The organism is Rhodococcus sp. NPDC127593 (assembly GCF_042671975.1).
Classification (GTDB): Bacteria; Actinomycetota; Actinomycetes; order Mycobacteriales; family Mycobacteriaceae; genus Rhodococcus_F.
The window spans coordinates 1-19271 of record NZ_JBHXWI010000098.1 but is presented as its reverse complement, the minus strand read 5'-3'; the positions used below and the strand labels follow the sequence as shown (position 1 = coordinate 19271).

Genomic DNA, 19271 nt, shown 5'->3' with positions numbered 1-19271 from the left:
GATGTGCAGCAGCTGCTCGATGGTATGGACGACGTGCCCCGTGATCGTGCGGAAGGCCGCCTCGACACCATCGCCATCAACCGATTTGGGCCACGCCCTGTTCTCGGAAATGTACGTGCAGCCGCAACGCCCAGCGAACTTCGGTCAGTTCGTGTTCCTCGACCCCGCGCGAGACCTTTACCGCGACTGGGAGGGCGCCAGCCACCAGACTGCTCCATCTTCCGCGCCGAAGCCGCCCGATCGCCGCACGCCCGAGTTCTCAGCATCTCCAGTGGATTGTGCCGTGGGACATCGACACCGTCATGGCGTCGGTCACCAAGACGCGCCGAGCGGTCATCGCGCACCAGGCGGTGCAACGCGCGGGATTCGGGGCCGAAATCGCCGCAACCATCCAGGAACAACTGTTTGAGACCCTCGTTGCACCAGTACTGCGCGTAGCAGGCAAGGACACTCCTGTCCCCTTCGCAACAGCACTCGAACAAGAACATATGCCCGGCCCGAACGATCTCGAAGAAGCAATCAGAAAGGTAGTAAAGCTGACGTGACTACCTCCAACACCGCCGCCGAGATCACTGCGCTGAGCCACCGGGTCGACGTCCTGGAGTCCCGCGAGGAGATCCGCCGACTGCGCGCCCGCTATCACGACATGGTCAACACCGACCGCTGGTCGGAGATCGGCGATCTGTTCGCCGCCGACGCCGAGCTGGACTACTCCTATGTGGGGGGTTCGGCCTCCGGCCGGGCGGAGATCAGCGAGTTTTTCATCGCGCTCCCGCAGCAGCTGTCGGACGGGGGCGAGGCGTTCGTCCGGCAGTTCGTGACCGCGCACGACGTCGAGGTTGACGGCGACACCGCCACCGGCATCAGCCACCTGTTCGCAACCCCTGTCTACCACGGTCGCAGCCACCTGGTCTCCGGCCGGTTCACCGACCGCTACGCACGCATCGACGGTCGCTGGCTGTTCACTTCGGTCGCCATCGAGGTCTGGTACTCGGTGCCGCTGGAGCAGGGTTGGGCAGGGTCGGAACGGCACCACATTCGGTCCTAGGGGCCTGCGACCGCGTGGTCAGTGCCTCGCGCGCTTCGCGAGTTCCTTCACCGGGATCGGCCTTGCTGTGGACGCCGGTGCGCTGTGGGTGCTTGCACATCGCGTGGGAACCGTCCGATCACGGTAACCCATGATGTTCGGTGAGCGGCTCGACGCCCCAGATGCTCTGCGGCTCGGCGCGATCGACAACATGGTGGTATCCCGCTGCGTACTGCAGACGGCGCTCGACAACGACGCTCGCATCGGTAACGGGCCGCCCAAATCGCTCCGACTGCTCAAGCAGGACTTCGCCCATCCGCTGCCGACGGTGCAAACCACGCTCGAAGCCGAAGTCGAGTTCCAAGCCCCAACTGCTCGACAGCGAGGACTTCGATAAGGCGATCGCGGCGTACGCCGAAGGGCGACGCCCCACCTTCCTCGGTACCTGACTACACAGAGATGACAAGGAACCACATGCTCTTACAGGAAACGTCTGCCCTCGTCACGGGAGGCGCCTCCGGACTCGGCCTGGCCACCGCTCGAGCGCTGCTCGCCCGAGGTGCGAAGGTCATCATCGCCGACCTTCCCTCCTCGCCGGGCAAGGCGGTGGCCGAGGAATTCGGCGTCACGTTCGTCCCTGCCGACATCACGAACACAGACGAGCTCAGCGAGGCACTCGATGCCGCGGAATCCGCAGGTCCGCTGCGGGCAGCCGTCCACTGTGCCGGCCGGGGTGGGGACCGGACTCGGATCATCGACAAGAACCGGGAACCGGGTGACCTCGGCACCTTCGAAGAGGTCCTCAAGGTCAACCTCGTCGGCACCTACAACGTGCTGCGCTTGGCAGCTCAACGCATCGCCGGCAACACCGAGCTCCTCGACGGCGACCGCGGCGCGATCGTCCTGACGGCCTCCGTGGCCGCCTTCGACGGGCAGATCGGGCAGACCTCGTACACGGCGGCCAAGGCGGCCGTGCATGGCATGACCCTGGTCGCAGCCCGCGACCTTGCCAGCTGGCAGATCCGCGTGAACACCATCGCACCCGGGACGTTCGACACCCCAATGCTGAGCCGGCTGCGCCAGGACATCCGTGACGGGCTGGCCGAGGGCGTGCCCCATCCGAAGCGTCTCGGCGTCCCCGAGGACTACGGCCGCCTCGCTGTCGAGCTTCTCGAGAACAACTACATCAACGGGGAGACCATTCGGCTCGATGGCGCCCTGCGGATGGGGCCGAGATGATCGACCTGGCAACGACTTCGCGAGAGGCACACATCGACGTCGACGGACGCACGATCGTGATAACAATCGACCGACCGTCGGCGCGGAACGCCATGACCCTCGATGTCGCGCAGGCCATCGCGGCAGCGCTGGATCTGCTGGACTCCTCTGACGACCTCACCACCGGTGTGCTGACGGGAGCCGGAGGCACGTTCTGCGCCGGCATGGACCTGAAGGAACTGGCCGCCGGTCGCCGCGCGACCGTCCCAGGCCGTGGATTCGGAGGGCTCGTCGAGGCCCCTCCGCGCAAGCCGCTCATCGCTGCGGTCGAAGGCTGTGCGTTCGGTGGCGGTTTCGAGCTGATGCTTGCCTGCGACATGGTGGTTGCGGGAGAAGGAGCGACCTTCGCTCTTCCCGAGGTCAAGCGTGGGCTCATCGCGCGCGGCGGTGGGGCACTCCGGCTTCCGACGCGGTTGCCGCGCACCATCGCGCTGGAGCTGCTGCTCACTGGGCAGCCCATCTCGGCACAGCGCGCTGAGCACTTCGGGCTGGTCAATGAGGTCGTGCCGGACGGCGGAGCTCTCGCCAGCGCTCTGGCCCTCGCCGGAACGATCGGGGCGAACGGCCCCCTCGCGGTCTCCGTCACGAAGCAGATCGTCACGGACTCGGAGGCCTGGGCACCGGGGGAGATGTTCGCGCGCCAGGAGCCGCTGGTGACACCGGTCTTCTCGTCGGACGACGCCGCCGAGGGAGTCAGTGCATTCAGGGAGAAGCGCGCACCGGTGTGGACCGGTCGCTGACAGGAACGGGAAGGGAAGAACACCATGCGGGAAGCCGTGATTGTCGAAGCCGTGCGGACACCGATCGGGAAGCGGAACGGCTCCTTGAGGGGGATCCACCCTGTGGACCTGTCCGCGATCGTGCTCAAAGAGTTGATCAACCGGACGGAAATCGACCCGGCGTTGATCGATGACGTTCAATGGGGCTGCGTGACCCAGCTGGGGGACCAGTCCAGCAACGTCGGCCGCTTCGCGGTCCTGGCTGCCGGGTGGCCCGAGACCGTTCCGGCGGTCACCATCAACCGAGCCTGCGGGTCCAGCCAACAGGCGCTCGACCACGCCGCGTTCGCGGTGATGTCCGGGCAGCAGGATCTCGTCGTTGCCGGCGGCGTCGAGACGATGAGCCGCGTGCCGCTCGGAGCCACCCGGGCGAGCGGGGAACCCTACGGACCCACGGCCAAGGCGCGGTATGGCGTCGACGATTTCAACCAGATCACGGGTGCCGAGCTGATCACCGAGCGGTGGGGCTTCTCCAGGGAGCAACTGGATGTATTCGCCTCGCTATCGCACGAGCGAGCCGCAGCCGCGATGGACGCGGGCGCCTTCGACGCCCAAGTCACGCCGGTCGCCAGCGAGACCGGCACCCTGAAGCACGACGAAGGGCTGCGCCGGGGAACCACCCCCGAGACGTTGGCTGGGCTGAAGCCCGTGCTGGGCGGGGACAACGCGATCCACGCCGGCAACTCCTCGCAGATCTCCGACGGCGCCGCGGCGCTGCTCGTCACCACGCCTGAGACGGCGAAGCAGCTCGGGCTGACCCCGATCGTGCGGTACCACGCCGGGGCGGTGGTGGGAGCGGACCCGGTGGCGGTCCTGACCGGACCGATCCCAGCGACCGCGAAGGTGCTCGCCCGGGCCGGTCTGAGCATCGACGACATCGGGGTATTCGAGGTCAACGAGGCCTTCGCGCCCGTCCCCCTGGCGTGGCTAGCCGAAACGGGTGCCGACCAAGCACGCATGAACCCGCTGGGTGGCGCCATCGCAGTCGGTCACCCGTTGGGCGCCTCGGGGGCGATCCTGATGACACGCCTCGTCCATCACATGCGGGACAGCGGCATCCGGTACGGGCTCCAAACGATGTGCGAGGGCGGCGGCACGGCCAACGCCACGATCGTCGAGCTCGCCTGACACATGGACCGACTCGCCCCCAGGGCACGCATCCGCGTAGCCAACAGCACAGGACGACACGACGCCACCTACCCCGGATCGGGGTTGCTGGGATGAGGAGGGAACAGATGGCAGAGCCGACTACGGCTGGTCCGCTGTCCGAGCTTCGGGTCCTGGAGCTCGGTGGTATTGGACCCGGCCCATTCGCCACCATGCTCCTCGCAGACATGGGCGCAGATGTCGTTCGGATCGACCGACCCGGCGCGCCGACACTCTTTCCGGGCGAGCCGACCCACAACCTGTTGAATCGGGGCAAGCGTTCGGTAGCCCTCGATCTGAAGACCCGAGAGGGCCGGCAGGCAGCGCTCGACCTGGCCGGTCAGGCCGACGCTGTGGTGGAGGGCTTCCGACCGGGGGTGGCCGAGCGGTTGGGCCTCGGACCCGAGGACCTGTGGCCGGATAGCCCGCACCTTGTCTATGGCCGCATGACTGGCTGGGGATCCGATGGACCGCGCGCATCGACAGCCGGCCACGACATCAACTACATCGCAGCAACCGGCGCCCTTCACGCGATCGGGACTGCCGAGGGCCCACCCCAGGTTCCGCTCAACCTGATCGGCGACTTCGGAGGGGGTGGGACGTACCTCGTCATCGGCCTGCTCGCGGCGCTACGCGAGGCCGACCGGACGGGTCGCGGTCAGGTGGTCGACGCGGCCATCATCGACGGAGCGGCCCACCTCCTCGCAGGCACCCACGCCAGAATGGCTGCCGGCTCGTGGGCCGACCGACGGGGCTCGAACCTCCTGGATGGCGGTGCGCCGTTCTACGGCACCTACCAGACCGCGGATGGGGAGTACATGGCGGTCGGCGCGCTGGAGGCACCATTCTTCGCTCAGTTCATAAAAGCGCTCGGCGTCGACGTCCCCGTCGACGAGCAGAACGACCGTGAGACGTGGCCCGCCCTGCGCACGAGGGTCGAGGCCCGGTTTCGCGAACGGACCCAGGCGGAGTGGGCAGCAACGTTCGACCACACCGATGCCTGCGTCACGCCGGTCCGCAGCCTCCGTGGGGCGCTGCAGGACCCGCAGATCGCTGCACGCGGCGCGCTGATCGAGCGGGACGGTGTACTCCAGCCGGGACGCGCACCGCGGTTCCCCGCTCATCGACAACCGCCCATCGGAACACCCCCCAGAACCGGCCAGCATACAAGCGATGTGCTCCGCGAGTGGACGACCGAGTCACCACGGAGGTCCCTCCGAGATCGCGCCGGAGGCACCGGTCAACCGGATACTCCGCCACACCCGTCCGTAGCCACCGAACAGCCACATTGAAGAAGCCGGACCTTTGATAGGGAGACATCATGGAACGCACGATTTACACCCAAGATCACGAAGACTTCCGCACCTTGGTCCGCCAGTTCATCACCAGGGAGGTCAAGCCCGCGTACAGTGACTGGCTCCAGGAAGGCCTCGTCCCACGCGACCTCTATCGGCAGCTCGGGAAGATCGGTGTGATGGGCATCCAGATTCCTGCGGCGTACGGCGGGAGCGGCCAGGACGACTACCGCTACAACGCGGTCATCCAGGAGGAGGCGGCTCGGGAAACGGTCACGCTGGGCGCACTCCGCACCCATCTCGACGTCGTCCTCCCATACTTTCTGGGCCTGTGCGACGAGCAGCAACGGGCACGCTGGTTCCCGGGGCTCGCCAGCGGCGATCTCTATACGGCGATCGCGTTGACCGAGCCGGGTACCGGCTCCGACCTTGCCGGCGTCAGGACCACGGCCAGGATCGACGGTGACCACTACATCCTCAACGGTGCCAAGACCTTCATCACCGGTGGACACCACGCCGAACTCGTGATCGTGCTCGCACGGACGTCCACCGTCACGGACGACCGCCGAGGCGGGCTCACCCTGCTAGTGGTCGAAGACGGCATGCCGGGATTCACCAAGGGACCCCAGCTCGAAAAGATCGGCCTGAAGGTCCAGGACACGGTCGAGCTCTGCTTCGATAACGTGCGCGTGCCCGTCGCGAACGTGCTGGGCAAGGCGGGCGAGGCCTTCGCGCACCTGGGGCGAAACCTGGCCCAAGAGCGCCTAGCGATCGCCGTCGGTGCCGTCGCACAGTCGGCGCAGGCGATCAGGTTGACCACGAACTACGTGAAGGAACGGACCGTTTTCGGTGCCGCGCTCTCGTCCATGCAGAACACGAAGTTCGAACTCGCCGCCATGTCAGCCGAACTCGAAGCCGCCCAGGCTCTGCTCGACAAGGGCATCGCAGAACTGGTCGTGGGCCGGCTGACTGGCGTCGACGCAGCAAAGATCAAGTTGTTCTGCACCGAGACCCAAGGTCGGGTAATGGACCGCTGCCTGCAGTTGCACGGCGGCTATGGCTACATCCTCGAGTACCCGATCGCCCGCCTGTACCTCGACGCCCGTGTCACCCGCATCTACGGTGGAACCAGCGAGGTCATGAAATCGATCATCAGCAAGTCTCTTGCCCTGTAGGGCGCCAGGCCGACTGGCTGCCGGCGCTCCAGCACTCGCCCCGACAGCGGCTGCGTACACCGCTTCACTGACCCCAGCCACATCGATGACCGCCGACCCCGTGCACCCAATTGCGCAGGGTCTCGTGGCTCACGCCCAGGTCGTTGCCGATACCCTCGAACGTGTGGCTCGGATCGGACAGATACAACGCGACGGCATCGGCCTTGAACTCCGCCGAATACGCCTTCATCACTATCAGTGACAACACTTTTCCCGGGTCCTTCACGACCCAGTGTTCACGATGTCCTCACTCGAGGGGGAACCCGGGTGCGGAGGGAGGCCCCGAAGGTCTCGACGCGCCGGAGGAGGCCGCCCTGGGCGGAGGTATGTTGCGCAGTCCGTTCGTGAGTCTTCTGGAAAGGTGCGGGGGAACGCCCGGTGTTCGCGCCGCTCACCGCCGCTCTGGTCGACCGGTATGACTGGCGGGCAACGTATCTCGTCCTCGCCGCGATCCTGGCGATCATCACCGTGCCCGGCCACCTGCTGGGGCTCCGTGGGCGGTGGCCGCACCCACCGGCCCCGACCGGGGCGCATCCGGTCGATCACCGCGACGCCTCCCACAGCCGCGCGTTCCTCGCCCTCGTGATCGCACTGAGTTTGGGGGCGTTCGCCGCGTTCGCCGGGGTGTTCAACCTGGTGCCGCTGCTGATCGAGCAGGGCTTCTCCCCGTCCCTCGCGGCCCTGACGTTGGGGTTGGGTGGAGCCGGGCAGGTCCTCGGCCGCATCGGCTACCTGCCGCTCGCGGCGCGCACCACCGCCCGCACCCGGATCGTGGTGATCCTTGCCGCCACCGCCGCGTCTACGGCGTTGCTCGGGATCGCGTCCACCACCCTCGCGTTGATCGGGGTGGCGATCGGGGCCGGGCTGATCCGCGGGATCTTCACCCTGATCCAGGCGACCGCGATCACCGACCGGTGGGGCGCCACCCATTACGGGCGCCTCAATGGGCTGATGTCCGCGCCGGTCGTCATCGTCATGGCCCTGGCCCCGTGGGCGGGGACCGCGTTGTCGGCGTGGACGGGCAGCTACGCCCACGCCTACCTGATCCTCGCCGCCGCAGCCGTGCTCGCCGCCATCGTGGCAACCGTGAGCATCCCCCGCGTGGGCGAAAAGGGTCCAGGGGCAGACGATCCCGCAAGCCAGGACGCGAACTGCCCGAGGTGACTTGACTACTCGCCGTGATCTGCAGGCGGGGCGGCGGCCTTGCGGAGCCCACGGCTGTGGTCAACCATGGTCGGGCGTTTCGCAGCCGCTGTGGATTCACTCGCTTCGGCATTCTCGCCGGCGTGTGCTTCCTCGCAGATTTGCTTCTCCCAGTACGCATCCGATCGTGCCCGCGGCACCCACGGAACGCTCATGCGATGTCCCCTCCGTGTGTAGGACGAGAGGAGATCGCTCCACCAGTCACGTATTTCGCGCGGGTGGTGGCCTCTGTTGCCACCGGCCGTGCCTCATCGGTGTCTTTCCTTTGTACGCCTCGGGGGTGAGTTCTGTCGCCCCCAACGGATCAGGTCGGCGACCTGTGCGGCTCGGCTACCGGACGAGCGGGAGGCATCGCCCGGGGCGCTCGAATGCACGTCCATTGCCTTAATGGGATATGCGGGGTAGACCTGAGGTACGGATCCACGGCAGACCAAGGTCGAACCGGAAGAGAAGATTCCACCTCTCGGTCGTGGCACCCAGCACGAGTTGTAGGCACCGACGCAAAAAGCACGGCCCACTAACTGGGCTCAGCGCGGTGGGCCTGCGTCAGGACGAGGGGGTTCTCTGACGCCGAGGCCACATTTGACCCCGCGCAACCATGCAGCTTGGTAACCAGATGTTCGTGCTCGCGGGCGGCGCCCCTTCATCAAGGGCGCCGCCCGACGTATGTCTGGGGAACCTCCGCGTAGCTCCGCCGCCGTGCAGGTCACCTGCTTCGGTGTTGCGTCGACGCAATCACCGGCGACAGAATTGGGTGCCCGAGGCAGTAGCTGAGGGAAGTGGTTCGTGTAGGAGGTCTCCGGGACGTAAGAACCCCAGTAGGCAGCCCACCCAGCGGTTTCCAGCCTTGCGCGCCCACCCACATACGACGAACGCCCCTCCCTCCCGGAGGGGCGTTCTCGTGTTCTCAGACCCGCATCGTTTGGATTCGTCGATGAACGCATGCACGCGGAGCAGTCCCTCACCCACCACCGCCACAATCGGCGCCGCAAACCCGCGTCCCGAGCACTGCTGCGTCCAACTCTCGGTTACTTCGTCTGAGAAAGCGGACTCCCACTCACCACCGGATGGGAGCACACCACTCTTCGAGAGGAACTCCTTCGATGACCCACCTGTTCTCTCCCACCGGCACCGGCCACACGGCCGGCGACCTCGGCGGGGGTGCGAGATGACCGCCCCCGCCGTCCTCGTCGAGGACCTGCACGTCGCCTACGGCAAAACCTGGGCACTCGACGGCGTCGACCTGACCGCCGCCGCCGGAAGCACGCTCGGGGTGCTCGGCCACAACGGCGCCGGCAAGACCACCCTGATCCGCACATTGACCACCCTGGTCCGCCCCACCGTCGGCCGCGTGCAGATCGAGGGCCTCGACATCGTCGCCGACGCCGACCGGGTGCGCCGCCGGATCGGGGTGACCGGCCAATACGCCGGCCTCGACGAATTCCTCACCGCCCGAGAGAACCTGGAGCTGATCGGCCGCCTGACCGGGCTGCGCCGCACCCTCGCCCGCGCACGAGCGGACGCTCTGATCGACCGGCTCGGGTTGGACGAGTACGCGACCCGGCGGGTCGGGGAACTCTCTGGGGGCTCGCGCCGCCGGATCGATCTGGCCGCCAGCCTCGTCGGGTCCCCGTCGGTGCTGTTCCTGGACGAGCCGACCACCGGCCTGGACCCGATCGCCCGCGCCGGATTGTGGGACGTCGTCGAGGAACTGACCACCTCCGGCACCACCGTCGTGCTCACCACCCAGTACCTCGAGGAAGCCGACCGGCTCGCCGACCACATCGTGGTCCTGCGCCGGGGCCGGGTCGCCGCCCGCGGCACCCCCACCGAACTCAAACGGATCGTCGGCGGCAAGGTCCTGACCGCCACCGTCCCCGCCCGCCAGCTGAGCGTTCTGCCGTTCACCCCGGACACCGACCACCCCGTCGACGACGGCCGGGCGCGGGTGTCGGTCACCGTCGACGACGCACCCGCCGCGACCGAACTGGTCGCCCACCTGCACCGAGACGGCATCGCCGTCACCGACCTGGACGTCACCTCCCCGAGCCTCGACGACGTCTTCACCCACCTCGCCCACACCACCGGAGCCCACCGATGACCACCGCCCGCACCACCATGATGGAGCGGTCCCCGATCGGGAACCAGCTCGCCGCCCTGACCGTCCGGAACCTGCGCACCAGCGCCCGCGTCCCGCAGTTGCTGATGTTCTCGCTGACCATGCCGATGGCGATGCTGGTGCTGTTCAGTCAGGTGTTCCGCAGCGTCGCCGCCGGACCGGGCTTCCCGGCCGGGGTCAGCTACATCGTCTTCCTCACCCCGGCCATGCTCGCCGTATCCACCGTGATGGCCGGCACCAACGCCGGAGTGTCCGCCGCGATCGATCACACCAACGGCCTGCACGACCGCTTCGCGGCCCTACCTATGCGGGCGGCACTACCCGGAATCGCTCGCACCATCAACGAGGCCGTCTTCACCCTCGCCCGGGCGGCGTTGCTCGGGATCGCCGCCGTGGCATTGGGTTTCGAGTTCCACGGCACCGCAGGTGATGCCGTCGCCGCGGTTATCGTGCTGGTGGTACTGGCCGGGGCGATGAGCGCGTTGTTCGGGCTGATCGGGGATCGACTGCGGCGCCCGGACGTGGTCCAGTTCGCCGGGATGATGGTGATGATGCCGCTGATGTTCGTCTCGAGTGCGTTCGCGCCGCTCGAGACCATGCCCGGCTGGATGCAGGCCATGGCGACGGTGAATCCGGTCGCACACGCCACCGACGCCCTTCGCGGACATGTCCTCGGTACCGCCACCGCCGGGGACACCGCCGCAGCCCTGGCCGCGGCGATCGGGTTGTGGGCGGTGGTGACCGCCGTCCCTGTCCTGACCCGCCTGGTTCGGGCGGCACGCGGCCGCTGAACGACGACACACCCGCCCTGCCTTTCCCTCCGACGGGGAAAGGCAGGGCGGGTTTTGCGTGTTTGCGCATGCGTTGTCCGGCCGGAGCCGGACACTCTTCTGGCCCCTACCCCGGTGCAGTGGGGTAGAGGCTGGGAGAGCGCTGTGGTCAGCGGATACGCCCGGGGCGGGCGTCGACGGCGCTCATGCGGCGGCGTCGAGCAGATGCAGTTCCTCCGCCACGATCAGATCGACCTCTTCGCTGGTCAGACCCGAAAACAAATGTGTGGTCAGCATCGCTCTCACCTCCTCACCGCGCTTCTACTGGTACGTCGAATCGGAGAACCCGTCATCGACATCGACACCTATACAGACGAGGCATCCCGGATTCGGACGCAGATGGCGTCGGATCGCGGGTGCGTCCGTTCGCGGTCACGGTCGTCGGTACCTGCAAATGCGCCCCGAGGGGGTCGCCACCGCGCCGCCGGGCGGGGATGCTGGAGACGGAAAGGAAGCAGATCATGAGCGAGGACACGGCCACCACCGCGACGACACCACCGCCGGAACCAACGGATCTCGACCAGCTCTGGCGCCGCTTCTCGAGCGACCTGCGGGCCTTCATCGCCCGCCGCGTCTCCCGTCCGGAGGACGCCGACGACATCCTGTCGATCGTGTTCCTGCGGATGGCCAAAAGCCTGGACAACCTGCGCGAACAGGACCGGCTCCTCGGGTGGATGTATGCCATCACCCGCAACGCGATCACCGACTTCTACCGGTCCGCGCCCCATCGGCGGGAGTTGGCCGTCGACGCCGTCCCCGACAACCCTCCCGACGGCGAGCCGGACGACGACGAGGCGGCGGAGAAGGAACTCGCCTCCTGTCTGGTGCCGATGCTCTCCGGGTTGCCCGCCGAGCCGGCCGCGGCGGTGAAGATGGTCGACCTCGACGCCCGCACCCACGCTGCGGCCGCCGGGGAGGCGGGGATTTCGGTGTCCGGGATGAAGTCCCGGGTCCAGCGCGGTCGCGCCACCCTGCAGGCCCGATTGCACGCCTGCTGTGAGATCAGCCAGGACCGCACCGGTCACGTGCACGACTATCAGCCCCGCAGCGGCGGAGCCTGCGCCTGCGGAGCCACGCCACCGGCGGGCCAGTAGACCGCTACACCGTTTCTGGTGACGTCGCCCGGGCGTAGTCCTCAGCTCAGACGGCGGTGCGGTGCGAGCTCATCTTCGCGCGCACCGCACCGCCGTGTTGCCGGGTGAAGGGTTACTGGCAGCCGCATCCGCCGCCGGCCGTCGCCGCGGCACCGCAGCACGTCGACTTCTCGCTCTGATCGCAGCAGGTGGTTTGCCGTTCGGTGTTGCAGCACGTCGGCGCCGCAGCGTGCGGGGTTGTGTCCGTCCGATCCGTCGCTGGGTTCTCGAATTCGTTGGGGTTGGTCATGGTGACTCCTTGATCCGTGGGGATGGGTACCAGAACAGACGGAGGAGAACGAGAAAGGACGCACGCTGCGGGAGAACCTGTGCCTGGCCGTCGCGGGCGGCTCGGGTGTGTGCCAGCTGTTTCCGTGCAAGGTCACGGACCTTGCTGTTGCGTCGCCGCAACCGGCACCGACATGATGCGGGTGCCCGAGGCAATAGCCGAGGGAAGTGGTTCGTGTAGGAGGTCTCCGGGCGTAAGCACCCCTGCCGGCAGCCCCACCCAGCGGTTTCCAGCCTTGCGCTCCTCGGTTCGGCGAGGGGCCTTTATGCGCTCGGTGCACGATCACATGAGTAAGTGAAAGACCCTGCCGTCTCTACGGCCGTTTAGTCGATAGCTTTCTCGGCTCGAGTCTTCAGCCGTGCGCGCCCACTCCCATACGGTGAACGTCCAGGGCCATGGAAGGATCCGGTGCCGAGTCTTGTCGGGCTTGTGATGTCGGTGTGTCAGTGCCAGAAGTTCCACCATCGCACTATCGGGGCCAGTCACGGTGTCCCAATCTTCCAGCTGCCGCCCAGTCCATACGGTGGAATAGGAATCGATCGCCATCGACCTCCTGGTGCTGTATCGGTGGGAGGACGCGGATCGGAGCTACGCGGTGAATGGGTCCTTCGGAGGAGGCTAAGAACCGTGTGGAGCGCCGGCTGGCGCTCGGCAAAATTCGACGAGTGCCGGTTCGCCCTCGCGACTGATGTGTGAATCACACTGTCCTGCAGCAAGTCGTAATGTGGATTGTCGGGCGACTTTTCGGGGTTATTGGGTTCACACCTTTGGCTGATGTTCCGATCGTGATTCCCTGCGACGATCGAGATGTCCCAAAAGCACCACCGCAGAAAGGAGGTTCAACCCATGTCGCACATTGAATCGGCAATGCTGGAACGGCCGACACTCGACGATCTTCTCGGTTCAGAATTGGATCGCGCAGAACTGGAAGAGGAAGCAGCCCGGCTCTTCGATGGGATCGACACGACGGCAACACCTGTCGCGATCACGTTCTCGATCCTGCTCAAATGCTGAGCAGGATCCACAGCATCATCAACAGATAGTCACGCGGTGCCGAGTGCTCAATTGAACGTTCGGCACCGCCCTACCCTTTGTAGGTTCCCAATGCCAGGTGAAATCCTGAAAACGGAGGCCGGCTCCGCCTTCGTTAAACGCGGCCAATATTCGAACATACAACGCGAGTTCGACTGCTTAGACTACCTCGCGCGGTATCGCGAACAGTCGCGAACCCGACTCGCACCAGGCGTGATTGCACGCCCGGACGACACGACCCTGTACATTGAGCCCCTCATTGGCTGGACCTCTCTACACACGGTGTTCGAGGAACGGTGCGAGCAAGCAAACTCCGCCGCGATTGACCTCGGTCGTGCTCTCGCGCGCACGCATGCCGCTCCACTCCCGGACTTCGGAGCCTCGCGAGAATATGTTCCACGTTTGGTCGTCACACCCGTGGACCTCGCTAGTCTTCCGGGTGAGTTGCCGAGGATGCTGTCATCTCTGCATGCCGCAGGCGATTTCGATGCAGCACTCGCTGAGATCCGCAGCCGAACCTATACACCGTGCTTCGTGCACGGTGATGCAAAGCTGGACAATGCGCTGGTTTCGCCAACCGGTGAAGTCTGTTTGGTCGACTGGGAGTTCGGGGGCATCGGCGATCCCGCATGGGACCTCGGAGCTGCGGTCGGCGACTTCATATCACGGTGGATCGTCAGTGCGAGGGTCACATCTGCGTCGCCGCTTCACAGCTGGCTCGACGCATCCACCATTTCTCGCGATTATGCTGCGGCGTTGGCGGTGAGCATCGTCGACGGGTATCGGGAACTGTCTGAGGACGCTCCGTCGGCGGACCGGATCGCCGAATGCGTCGGTGTCTTTCTGATTCATCGAGCCATGGCGTGGATCGAACTGTATGGCAGGTTCACCGTCAAGCCCATGCTGCTGTGCTATTTCGGTCAGCGCTTCGTACTTCGGTCTGCGTTGGCACTTTCAGCCTTTCTGGGTCGCCATGTTTGACATTCGAGACATTCTGACGACGGCTGAGCGGGCTGCACGACAGTTCGCAGTCATCGGTGCCAGGACCTTCCTCGAGGCAGGCGTTCGAGTGGAGGCAACCGACGCTCCGGACGACATTGAAAGATTGCTGCGAGAACGCGTATATGCGCGATGCCATTTGTTGGATGCAACCGCCGTGCTGGACCGATCCGTCCGCCTGGCGGAAGATATGCGATTCGTCGAGCAAATGCGAAGGAAGCTCGTCGGCCGCTCCTACGCCGATGGAGGATGGAAACTCATCGCATCTCGGACTGGCGTTGTGCTGGCTGAGAAGAATGGATTGCGCCTGTTCCCGCAAGCAAACGAGATCATGGAACTCAACGCAGGATCGGGACAAGTATCTGTTGAGCTGCCGAGCGAGCGACGGTATGCGATTCCGGGATTCTTCGCGTACGTCTCCATCCACGGCGACCTCGACGAGTCGCGGACGTGGCGTTTGTACGTGAACCTCCGCCAAGATTCGGCGGCCGCCGCATTCCTCGCCATCATTGACGAACTCGAGAATCGGCATGTTCGTTTCCAGATCAAGGTAGTGAACCACCCTGATCGGTTCACCAGACCGGACTCGATGACGTTGTATGTCGGAGAAGCGGACCTGAACTCAGTGCTGAAAATCACCCGTCGAGTCCTGTCCGAGCGTTTCCTCGCCGGACCGACGCCTGGATTCTCATCCCGGCTCGGGCCGGGGCGCGCCCTGGCGCCCGAGCTGCATGCCGCAGGTACATCGACGAGTTTTGGTCATCATTGCTCCGGCATTGTCGCAGCCTCGCTGCTCGAAGCCCATAAACTCGGCCTGCACGACGAAGACGCCCGTGCGCACCACACGGTCCGGGCGGTGAGGACCGCATTGGCAGATGCCGGTTGTCCGACGAGGTGGTCTACGTGAACTCCGGAATCCCCGACGAACTCTTCAACCTGGGGATGGCCATGCGGGCCGATGACGTTGAGGAGGTGCATCGTGTCGCAGGACCCGCGGCCACCATGATCTGCTATCGCCTTCCGGACGGGTTCGTTCGGTATGAGCGGTTTCGCGACGAGTTCGCGGTCCTGCCGTCCATTGCGGACGCCGCATTCATGAGCGATTTACGGACGGTTCTTCCTTGGGTATCGATGCCGACGATCACGCGTTCAGGGATCTTCTACCCGGGACTATTGGGGCGTCTTCGCCTCGTCGATGTTCTGATGTCGTCGGGACCCCTTCTCAGCGAGGAGCTTCGGTCCCTGTCGGCATGGCACCGCACGCTGGGCGTCCAACTCGCCCACCTCCACTCGTTGGAATGCGCCGGCATACGGCAGCAGCCGACCAAAATCGGGAAGCTCGATGAGGTGCGGGCGATCATCGACGCGCAACCTACCTCGCGGCAGTCGTCCACGCCAACAGAACACCTTCGAGCGATCCTGCACCGACGTTATCCGACACTTGTCGCCCGGCTTGTTCTCGCGTGCGATCACTTCCTGCGCTGTGCCGGCCCCTCGATCGTGCACGGTGAGTACTGTCCAGCGCACATTTGCTTGCCAGACGCCCGGTACCACGATAGGAACCACAGGGCCGTCGATCCCGGCCTGCGCACGATTGGCTGGCTGACGGCCGGGTATGGGTGCCCGGCGGTGGACGTCGGCTGGTTCTTGGGCGAACTCTGCGAGGCGAGTGCGATGCGAGCCGCCGCCAGCAAGCTCGAGAAGCAGCATGTAGCCGAGTTCGGTCAGCAGTTTCTCCGCGGGTATTTCCCTGCGGCAGGAAGCGCGATACGGCACCCCTGTCGAGATCTGGTGCCCACCTATGCGGCGGCGAAAATCCTGTCCCACGTGGCCTCCTATGTGAAGTATTTCCCGTTCCATCGGGGCGTTCTGGATGTCCTGGACCTTGCTGACGAGGTCATCAGGGGTGCTCATGACGTGCCGCAAGTCCAAGCCGACGAGAAAGGCATCCAACGATGACCGACCTACCAATGTTTCCCGTTCGCAGACTCCTGATCTGTGCGAGCGGCGGCATATCCAGCTCTCTGCTGCCGGGATGGCTGTGCTGGCTGCGCATGAGTTTCAACGACTTCACGGTTCGCGTCGCCTTGACGAAGGCAGCGCAACAGTTCGTCGCGCCGCGGGCGCTGGCGGTTTTGAGCCATCACGAGATCTTTTTGGATACGGCGGTGAGCAACTCTGCCGCGGTGACCCACGTCGAGCTTGCGGAGTGGGCCGAGGCCGTGGTCGTCGCGCCCGCTACCGTCAACCTGATTGGAAAGCTGGCCAACGGTATCGCGGACGACCTGGTGACAACCGTTCTAGCGACCGCGCGGTGCCCGATCGTGATCGCACCGTCGCTGCCCTCCGGCGCGACCGAGAATCCGGCATTGTGCCGCAATCTCGCCACACTGCGCGAGGACGGATACGGGATCGTCCCCACCGCCAACGGCATATCGGCATCGAGCGGGGAGTACACGACACACTGCATGGCCCACGCACCGTCCGTCGTCGCATACCTGAGGCGTCATCTGACAAGCCTCGGTTACGAATCGAGATTCGACGAGCCCACCCACACGAACACAAACGATTTAACAGGAGCGTGATCCGATGTCCCACGATAGTGATACTGCGTACGTCGCGACCGGCGAGCACTTCAACCTCCGACCTTTCGGTGTGCCCGACATCGAGACAGTTGGCGAGTGGTTCGCCGACAGCGCGTTTCGCCGGTCGGCCCTGGCCACCGAAGAACCCTTCGAGGTCACGGAAGCATTGCACGCCCTGATCCGCCATAGCCAGGCCAACCCCACGGTTCAGTCATGGGTAATGGAGGACCGAACCGGACAGCTTGCTGCTTTTGGTAACTGGAAGCCGGACTTCCCGTTCCTCGACGTGTATGAGATCGATCTCGTGCTCAACCCAAGCCTGCCGAGAGGCATGGGTTACGGAACCGAAGCATGCAAACTGCTCGTAGCTCACCTGTTCCACACCGCCCGCCCCCACAAGGTGTTCGGTCGGATCGCGCTCTTCAACGAGGCGATGCGTGCCGTTGCCGCCAAAGCCGGCACAATCGAAGGCTGCTTACGGCAGCATGCTGTCTGCGCCGGTCAGAGAATTGACCTTCAGGTCTTCGGGATTCTGCGTTCCGAGTGGGAGTCGACTGTCGACTGCTCAGACCTGACGCACATGACCGATGGTGGCGAGCGCCTCGAGTGAAGTTGGTTCCACGGCCGGATGATTGAGTTTCGTTCTCAAACAACGACACCGAATGATTTGCAGGCTGACAACGGTCGGGTGAGATGATGGCCCAGGCTGGCGGGAGTCTCGACTGCCCACCGCCGCGCCGGCCACTGCTGAGCCCACGAGAAGAGGCGCTGATAGTGCTCGATCGTGGATCAGATGCCGATCGACCGCAGATCTGCGTTGGTTTCGGAGTCGACCGCGGTCGTAGGAGGCGTCTCGGTTAATGAACGCTCGTTTCCGATAAGGCCGATTGTGGGTACCCGACACAACAGCTTGAGGGTCAGGTCACGCGCCGCTTCTCCCTGCCCCAGACAAATTCGACTCCACATCCGATCGCGAGTGTCACGGCCACACACCGGGCGAATCGGGTGGGTGAAGAACATGTCAATCTAGTGGTCGCGGTTTTTCGGATCCCAGCAGCGGTGGTAGATCCGCCCGGCCACCGCCTCGTGCTTCAGGATTTCCGCTCGCACGAGGTGGTCCAAACTGTCCGCGCGACTGTCGTCACGGGGGAGAATTCATGAGAATGCGTACACAGCGAGAATGCGGCGTACTTTTGGTTGACTGCTGATCCGGCTGACGAGCGCGCCATGCAGCTCCTACGCGGCATCGCGCTCGGACTGATCCGGCAACCCCACGTGCTGGTTCGCAGGTCCCACCCGCAAGGTCGAAGTTGGCCGGGGGTTGGGATATTCACACCCGAGTGTGATTCTTCCCAATCCGCCGCATGTCATTCTTGTGGTGTACATAGCGGGAATTTTCCTTCCTATAAACGGAATTCCCAAACCAACAAAGGAGACATCATGACCCCTATTATCCCAACGCACGGCGGGCACCAGTGGGACCCTTGGCAATGGCTGTTTGATGTTGTCAATTCGATCTGGAATTCCGGGATCTGGGGTTGAGTCGGTACGATCACCTGCGTGAGGTCACCGGCGGACGCCATCCTGGCCATCGGGAACGCGCTGAAGAAGATGGTAGCGCCGGCGCTGTACGAGATCGACGGCGCGATCAAGCGCGTCGAGGACAACGACATGGTCCCCGATCGCTGGACACGTGACTATGCGGCTTTGGGATCGCTGATGGATCGGTTGTGATGCTACTTGCTGTTCGTACTCGACCGGCGGAAGGTATCTCAGCGACGAGTGCCGGGTCCGGTTGTATCGGTGGATCCGGGCGAGATCGCCGGCCGTGCCGCCGCCCGGTTCAGCCACCGATAGTCACGTGCTTCTCCGTTCCCGAAGTGCCTGTGCGCGGAGCACACAACCTGCTCGATGCTCTCCCTGGCGACGTCCGGATAGCGCGTATCGAGGCGATCGATGCCTGTTCGATATGTTGCAGCTCTTCGTCTTTCGTCATCAGCGGCGCGAAGACCCGGATCACCGTGTGGAGTCTCATTTCCGGAAATGAGATGGTGCCAAGCCGCTTGAGAATTCCGGCAAATTCCCAGGTCACGGCTGATCCCGATATGGCGACGGCCTCTGGTTACCGGCGCCGAAACCGACGATCCACCAGCTTCGGTTCTGAGCTGGCTCGAGGGCCACGGATGGACTGCAACTCCAGAGTTTCTCTGCGGCACCCACAACAGGTGACGACCGCTCGATACCGGCTAGGGCATGTCTCCCAATAGTTTGAGCCATTCGACGATGCCGGCGAGGAGGAATCCGGCCCGGTAAGTCAGGGCAAGCTTGTCATACCGAGTTGC

Annotated in this window: 21 protein-coding genes and 1 pseudogene; 18 read left to right on the top strand and 4 right to left on the bottom strand. The window is 65.0% G+C overall.

The features are described 5' to 3' along the window. The first annotated feature begins 278 nt into the window (after positions 1-278). On the top strand, positions 279-545 hold the full coding sequence (locus ACFVJ3_RS45965) for a transketolase C-terminal domain-containing protein (RefSeq protein ID WP_378458416.1): 267 nt from the start codon (positions 279-281) through the stop codon (positions 543-545). Further along, positions 542-1048, top strand: a complete 507-nt coding sequence (locus ACFVJ3_RS45960) for a nuclear transport factor 2 family protein (protein WP_378458415.1) — start codon at positions 542-544, stop codon at positions 1046-1048. The genes ACFVJ3_RS45965 and ACFVJ3_RS45960 overlap by 4 nt, the downstream gene beginning before the upstream one ends. A gap of 118 nt (positions 1049-1166) precedes the next feature. On the opposite strand, the gene ACFVJ3_RS45955 is transcribed toward ACFVJ3_RS45960, so the two are convergent. Next, on the bottom strand, positions 1167-1391 hold the full coding sequence (locus ACFVJ3_RS45955; protein WP_378458414.1) for a hypothetical protein: 225 nt from the start codon (positions 1389-1391) through the stop codon (positions 1167-1169). Between the two features lie 110 nt (positions 1392-1501). On the opposite strand from ACFVJ3_RS45955, the gene ACFVJ3_RS45950 reads away from it, so the two are divergent. The 5 genes from ACFVJ3_RS45950 (at position 1502) to ACFVJ3_RS45930 (ending at position 6700) form a co-directional block, all read left to right on the top strand. Beyond that, on the top strand, positions 1502-2266 hold the full coding sequence (locus tag ACFVJ3_RS45950) for an SDR family NAD(P)-dependent oxidoreductase (protein ID WP_378458413.1): 765 nt from the start codon (positions 1502-1504) through the stop codon (positions 2264-2266). Further along, entirely contained in the window at positions 2263-3045 is a 783-nt protein-coding gene (locus tag ACFVJ3_RS45945) for a crotonase/enoyl-CoA hydratase family protein (protein WP_378458412.1), read from the top strand. The genes ACFVJ3_RS45950 and ACFVJ3_RS45945 overlap by 4 nt, the downstream gene beginning before the upstream one ends. Before the next feature lie 24 nt (positions 3046-3069). Further along, positions 3070-4212: a thiolase family protein gene (locus ACFVJ3_RS45940; protein ID WP_378458411.1), complete on the top strand. Its 1143-nt coding sequence runs from the start codon at positions 3070-3072 to the stop codon at positions 4210-4212. A 107-nt stretch (positions 4213-4319) separates the two neighbouring features. Further along, positions 4320-5522 (top strand): CaiB/BaiF CoA transferase family protein, encoded by a 1203-nt coding sequence (locus ACFVJ3_RS45935; RefSeq protein ID WP_378458410.1) that lies wholly within the window; start codon positions 4320-4322, stop codon positions 5520-5522. A gap of 29 nt (positions 5523-5551) precedes the next feature. Beyond that, positions 5552-6700 (top strand): acyl-CoA dehydrogenase family protein, encoded by a 1149-nt coding sequence (locus ACFVJ3_RS45930; protein WP_378458409.1) that lies wholly within the window; start codon positions 5552-5554, stop codon positions 6698-6700. Positions 6701-6803: 103 nt separating this feature from the next. Here ACFVJ3_RS45930 and ACFVJ3_RS45925 read toward each other — a convergent pair. Further along, positions 6804-6935: pseudogene (locus ACFVJ3_RS45925) on the bottom strand (transposase); the annotation flags it as partial. A gap of 182 nt (positions 6936-7117) precedes the next feature. Between ACFVJ3_RS45925 and ACFVJ3_RS45920 the strand changes: the two are divergent. From ACFVJ3_RS45920 to ACFVJ3_RS45905, 4 genes are all read left to right on the top strand, one after another. After that, positions 7118-7903: an MFS transporter gene (locus tag ACFVJ3_RS45920; RefSeq protein WP_378458408.1), complete on the top strand. Its 786-nt coding sequence runs from the start codon at positions 7118-7120 to the stop codon at positions 7901-7903. A 1207-nt stretch (positions 7904-9110) separates the two neighbouring features. Next, on the top strand, positions 9111-10043 hold the full coding sequence (locus ACFVJ3_RS45915) for an ATP-binding cassette domain-containing protein (protein ID WP_378458407.1): 933 nt from the start codon (positions 9111-9113) through the stop codon (positions 10041-10043). Continuing rightward, positions 10040-10852 carry an ABC transporter permease gene (locus tag ACFVJ3_RS45910; RefSeq protein WP_378458406.1) on the top strand — a complete coding sequence of 271 codons (813 nt, stop codon included), beginning with the start codon at positions 10040-10042 and terminating at the stop codon, positions 10850-10852. The genes ACFVJ3_RS45915 and ACFVJ3_RS45910 overlap by 4 nt, the downstream gene beginning before the upstream one ends. Before the next feature lie 500 nt (positions 10853-11352). Continuing rightward, positions 11353-11985, top strand: a complete 633-nt coding sequence (locus tag ACFVJ3_RS45905; protein WP_378458405.1) for a sigma-70 family RNA polymerase sigma factor — start codon at positions 11353-11355, stop codon at positions 11983-11985. Between the two features lie 112 nt (positions 11986-12097). Here ACFVJ3_RS45905 and ACFVJ3_RS45900 read toward each other — a convergent pair whose 3' ends face one another. Next, a complete protein-coding gene (locus ACFVJ3_RS45900) occupies positions 12098-12274 on the bottom strand; it encodes a hypothetical protein (RefSeq protein ID WP_378458404.1) in 177 nt (58 codons plus the stop codon). An 885-nt stretch (positions 12275-13159) separates the two neighbouring features. Here ACFVJ3_RS45900 and ACFVJ3_RS45895 point away from each other — a divergent pair. The 7 genes from ACFVJ3_RS45895 to ACFVJ3_RS45865 all read left to right on the top strand — a co-directional run bounded on the left by ACFVJ3_RS45895 (position 13160) and on the right by ACFVJ3_RS45865 (position 18663). Continuing rightward, positions 13160-13327 carry a hypothetical protein gene (locus ACFVJ3_RS45895; protein ID WP_378458403.1) on the top strand — a complete coding sequence of 56 codons (168 nt, stop codon included), beginning with the start codon at positions 13160-13162 and terminating at the stop codon, positions 13325-13327. Between the two features lie 90 nt (positions 13328-13417). After that, positions 13418-14326 carry a phosphotransferase family protein gene (locus ACFVJ3_RS45890; protein ID WP_378458402.1) on the top strand — a complete coding sequence of 303 codons (909 nt, stop codon included), beginning with the start codon at positions 13418-13420 and terminating at the stop codon, positions 14324-14326. 88 nt (positions 14327-14414) lie between these two features. After that, positions 14415-15251, top strand: a complete 837-nt coding sequence (locus tag ACFVJ3_RS45885; protein ID WP_378458401.1) for a T3SS effector HopA1 family protein — start codon at positions 14415-14417, stop codon at positions 15249-15251. Next, entirely contained in the window at positions 15248-16303 is a 1056-nt protein-coding gene (locus ACFVJ3_RS45880; protein ID WP_378458400.1) for a hypothetical protein, read from the top strand. The genes ACFVJ3_RS45885 and ACFVJ3_RS45880 overlap by 4 nt, the downstream gene beginning before the upstream one ends. Continuing rightward, on the top strand, positions 16300-16929 hold the full coding sequence (locus ACFVJ3_RS45875) for a flavoprotein (RefSeq protein WP_378458399.1): 630 nt from the start codon (positions 16300-16302) through the stop codon (positions 16927-16929). Before ACFVJ3_RS45880 ends, ACFVJ3_RS45875 begins: the two co-directional genes overlap by 4 nt. 4 nt (positions 16930-16933) lie before the next feature. Further along, positions 16934-17539 carry a GNAT family N-acetyltransferase gene (locus ACFVJ3_RS45870; protein WP_378458398.1) on the top strand — a complete coding sequence of 202 codons (606 nt, stop codon included), beginning with the start codon at positions 16934-16936 and terminating at the stop codon, positions 17537-17539. Between the two features lie 950 nt (positions 17540-18489). Next, positions 18490-18663 (top strand): hypothetical protein, encoded by a 174-nt coding sequence (locus ACFVJ3_RS45865; protein WP_378458397.1) that lies wholly within the window; start codon positions 18490-18492, stop codon positions 18661-18663. Positions 18664-18701: 38 nt separating this feature from the next. Here ACFVJ3_RS45865 and ACFVJ3_RS45860 read toward each other — a convergent pair whose 3' ends face one another. Continuing rightward, positions 18702-19145, bottom strand: coding sequence for a three-helix bundle dimerization domain-containing protein (locus tag ACFVJ3_RS45860; RefSeq protein ID WP_378458396.1), 444 nt, complete (start codon positions 19143-19145; stop codon positions 18702-18704). Between the last annotated feature and the right edge of the window lie 126 nt (positions 19146-19271).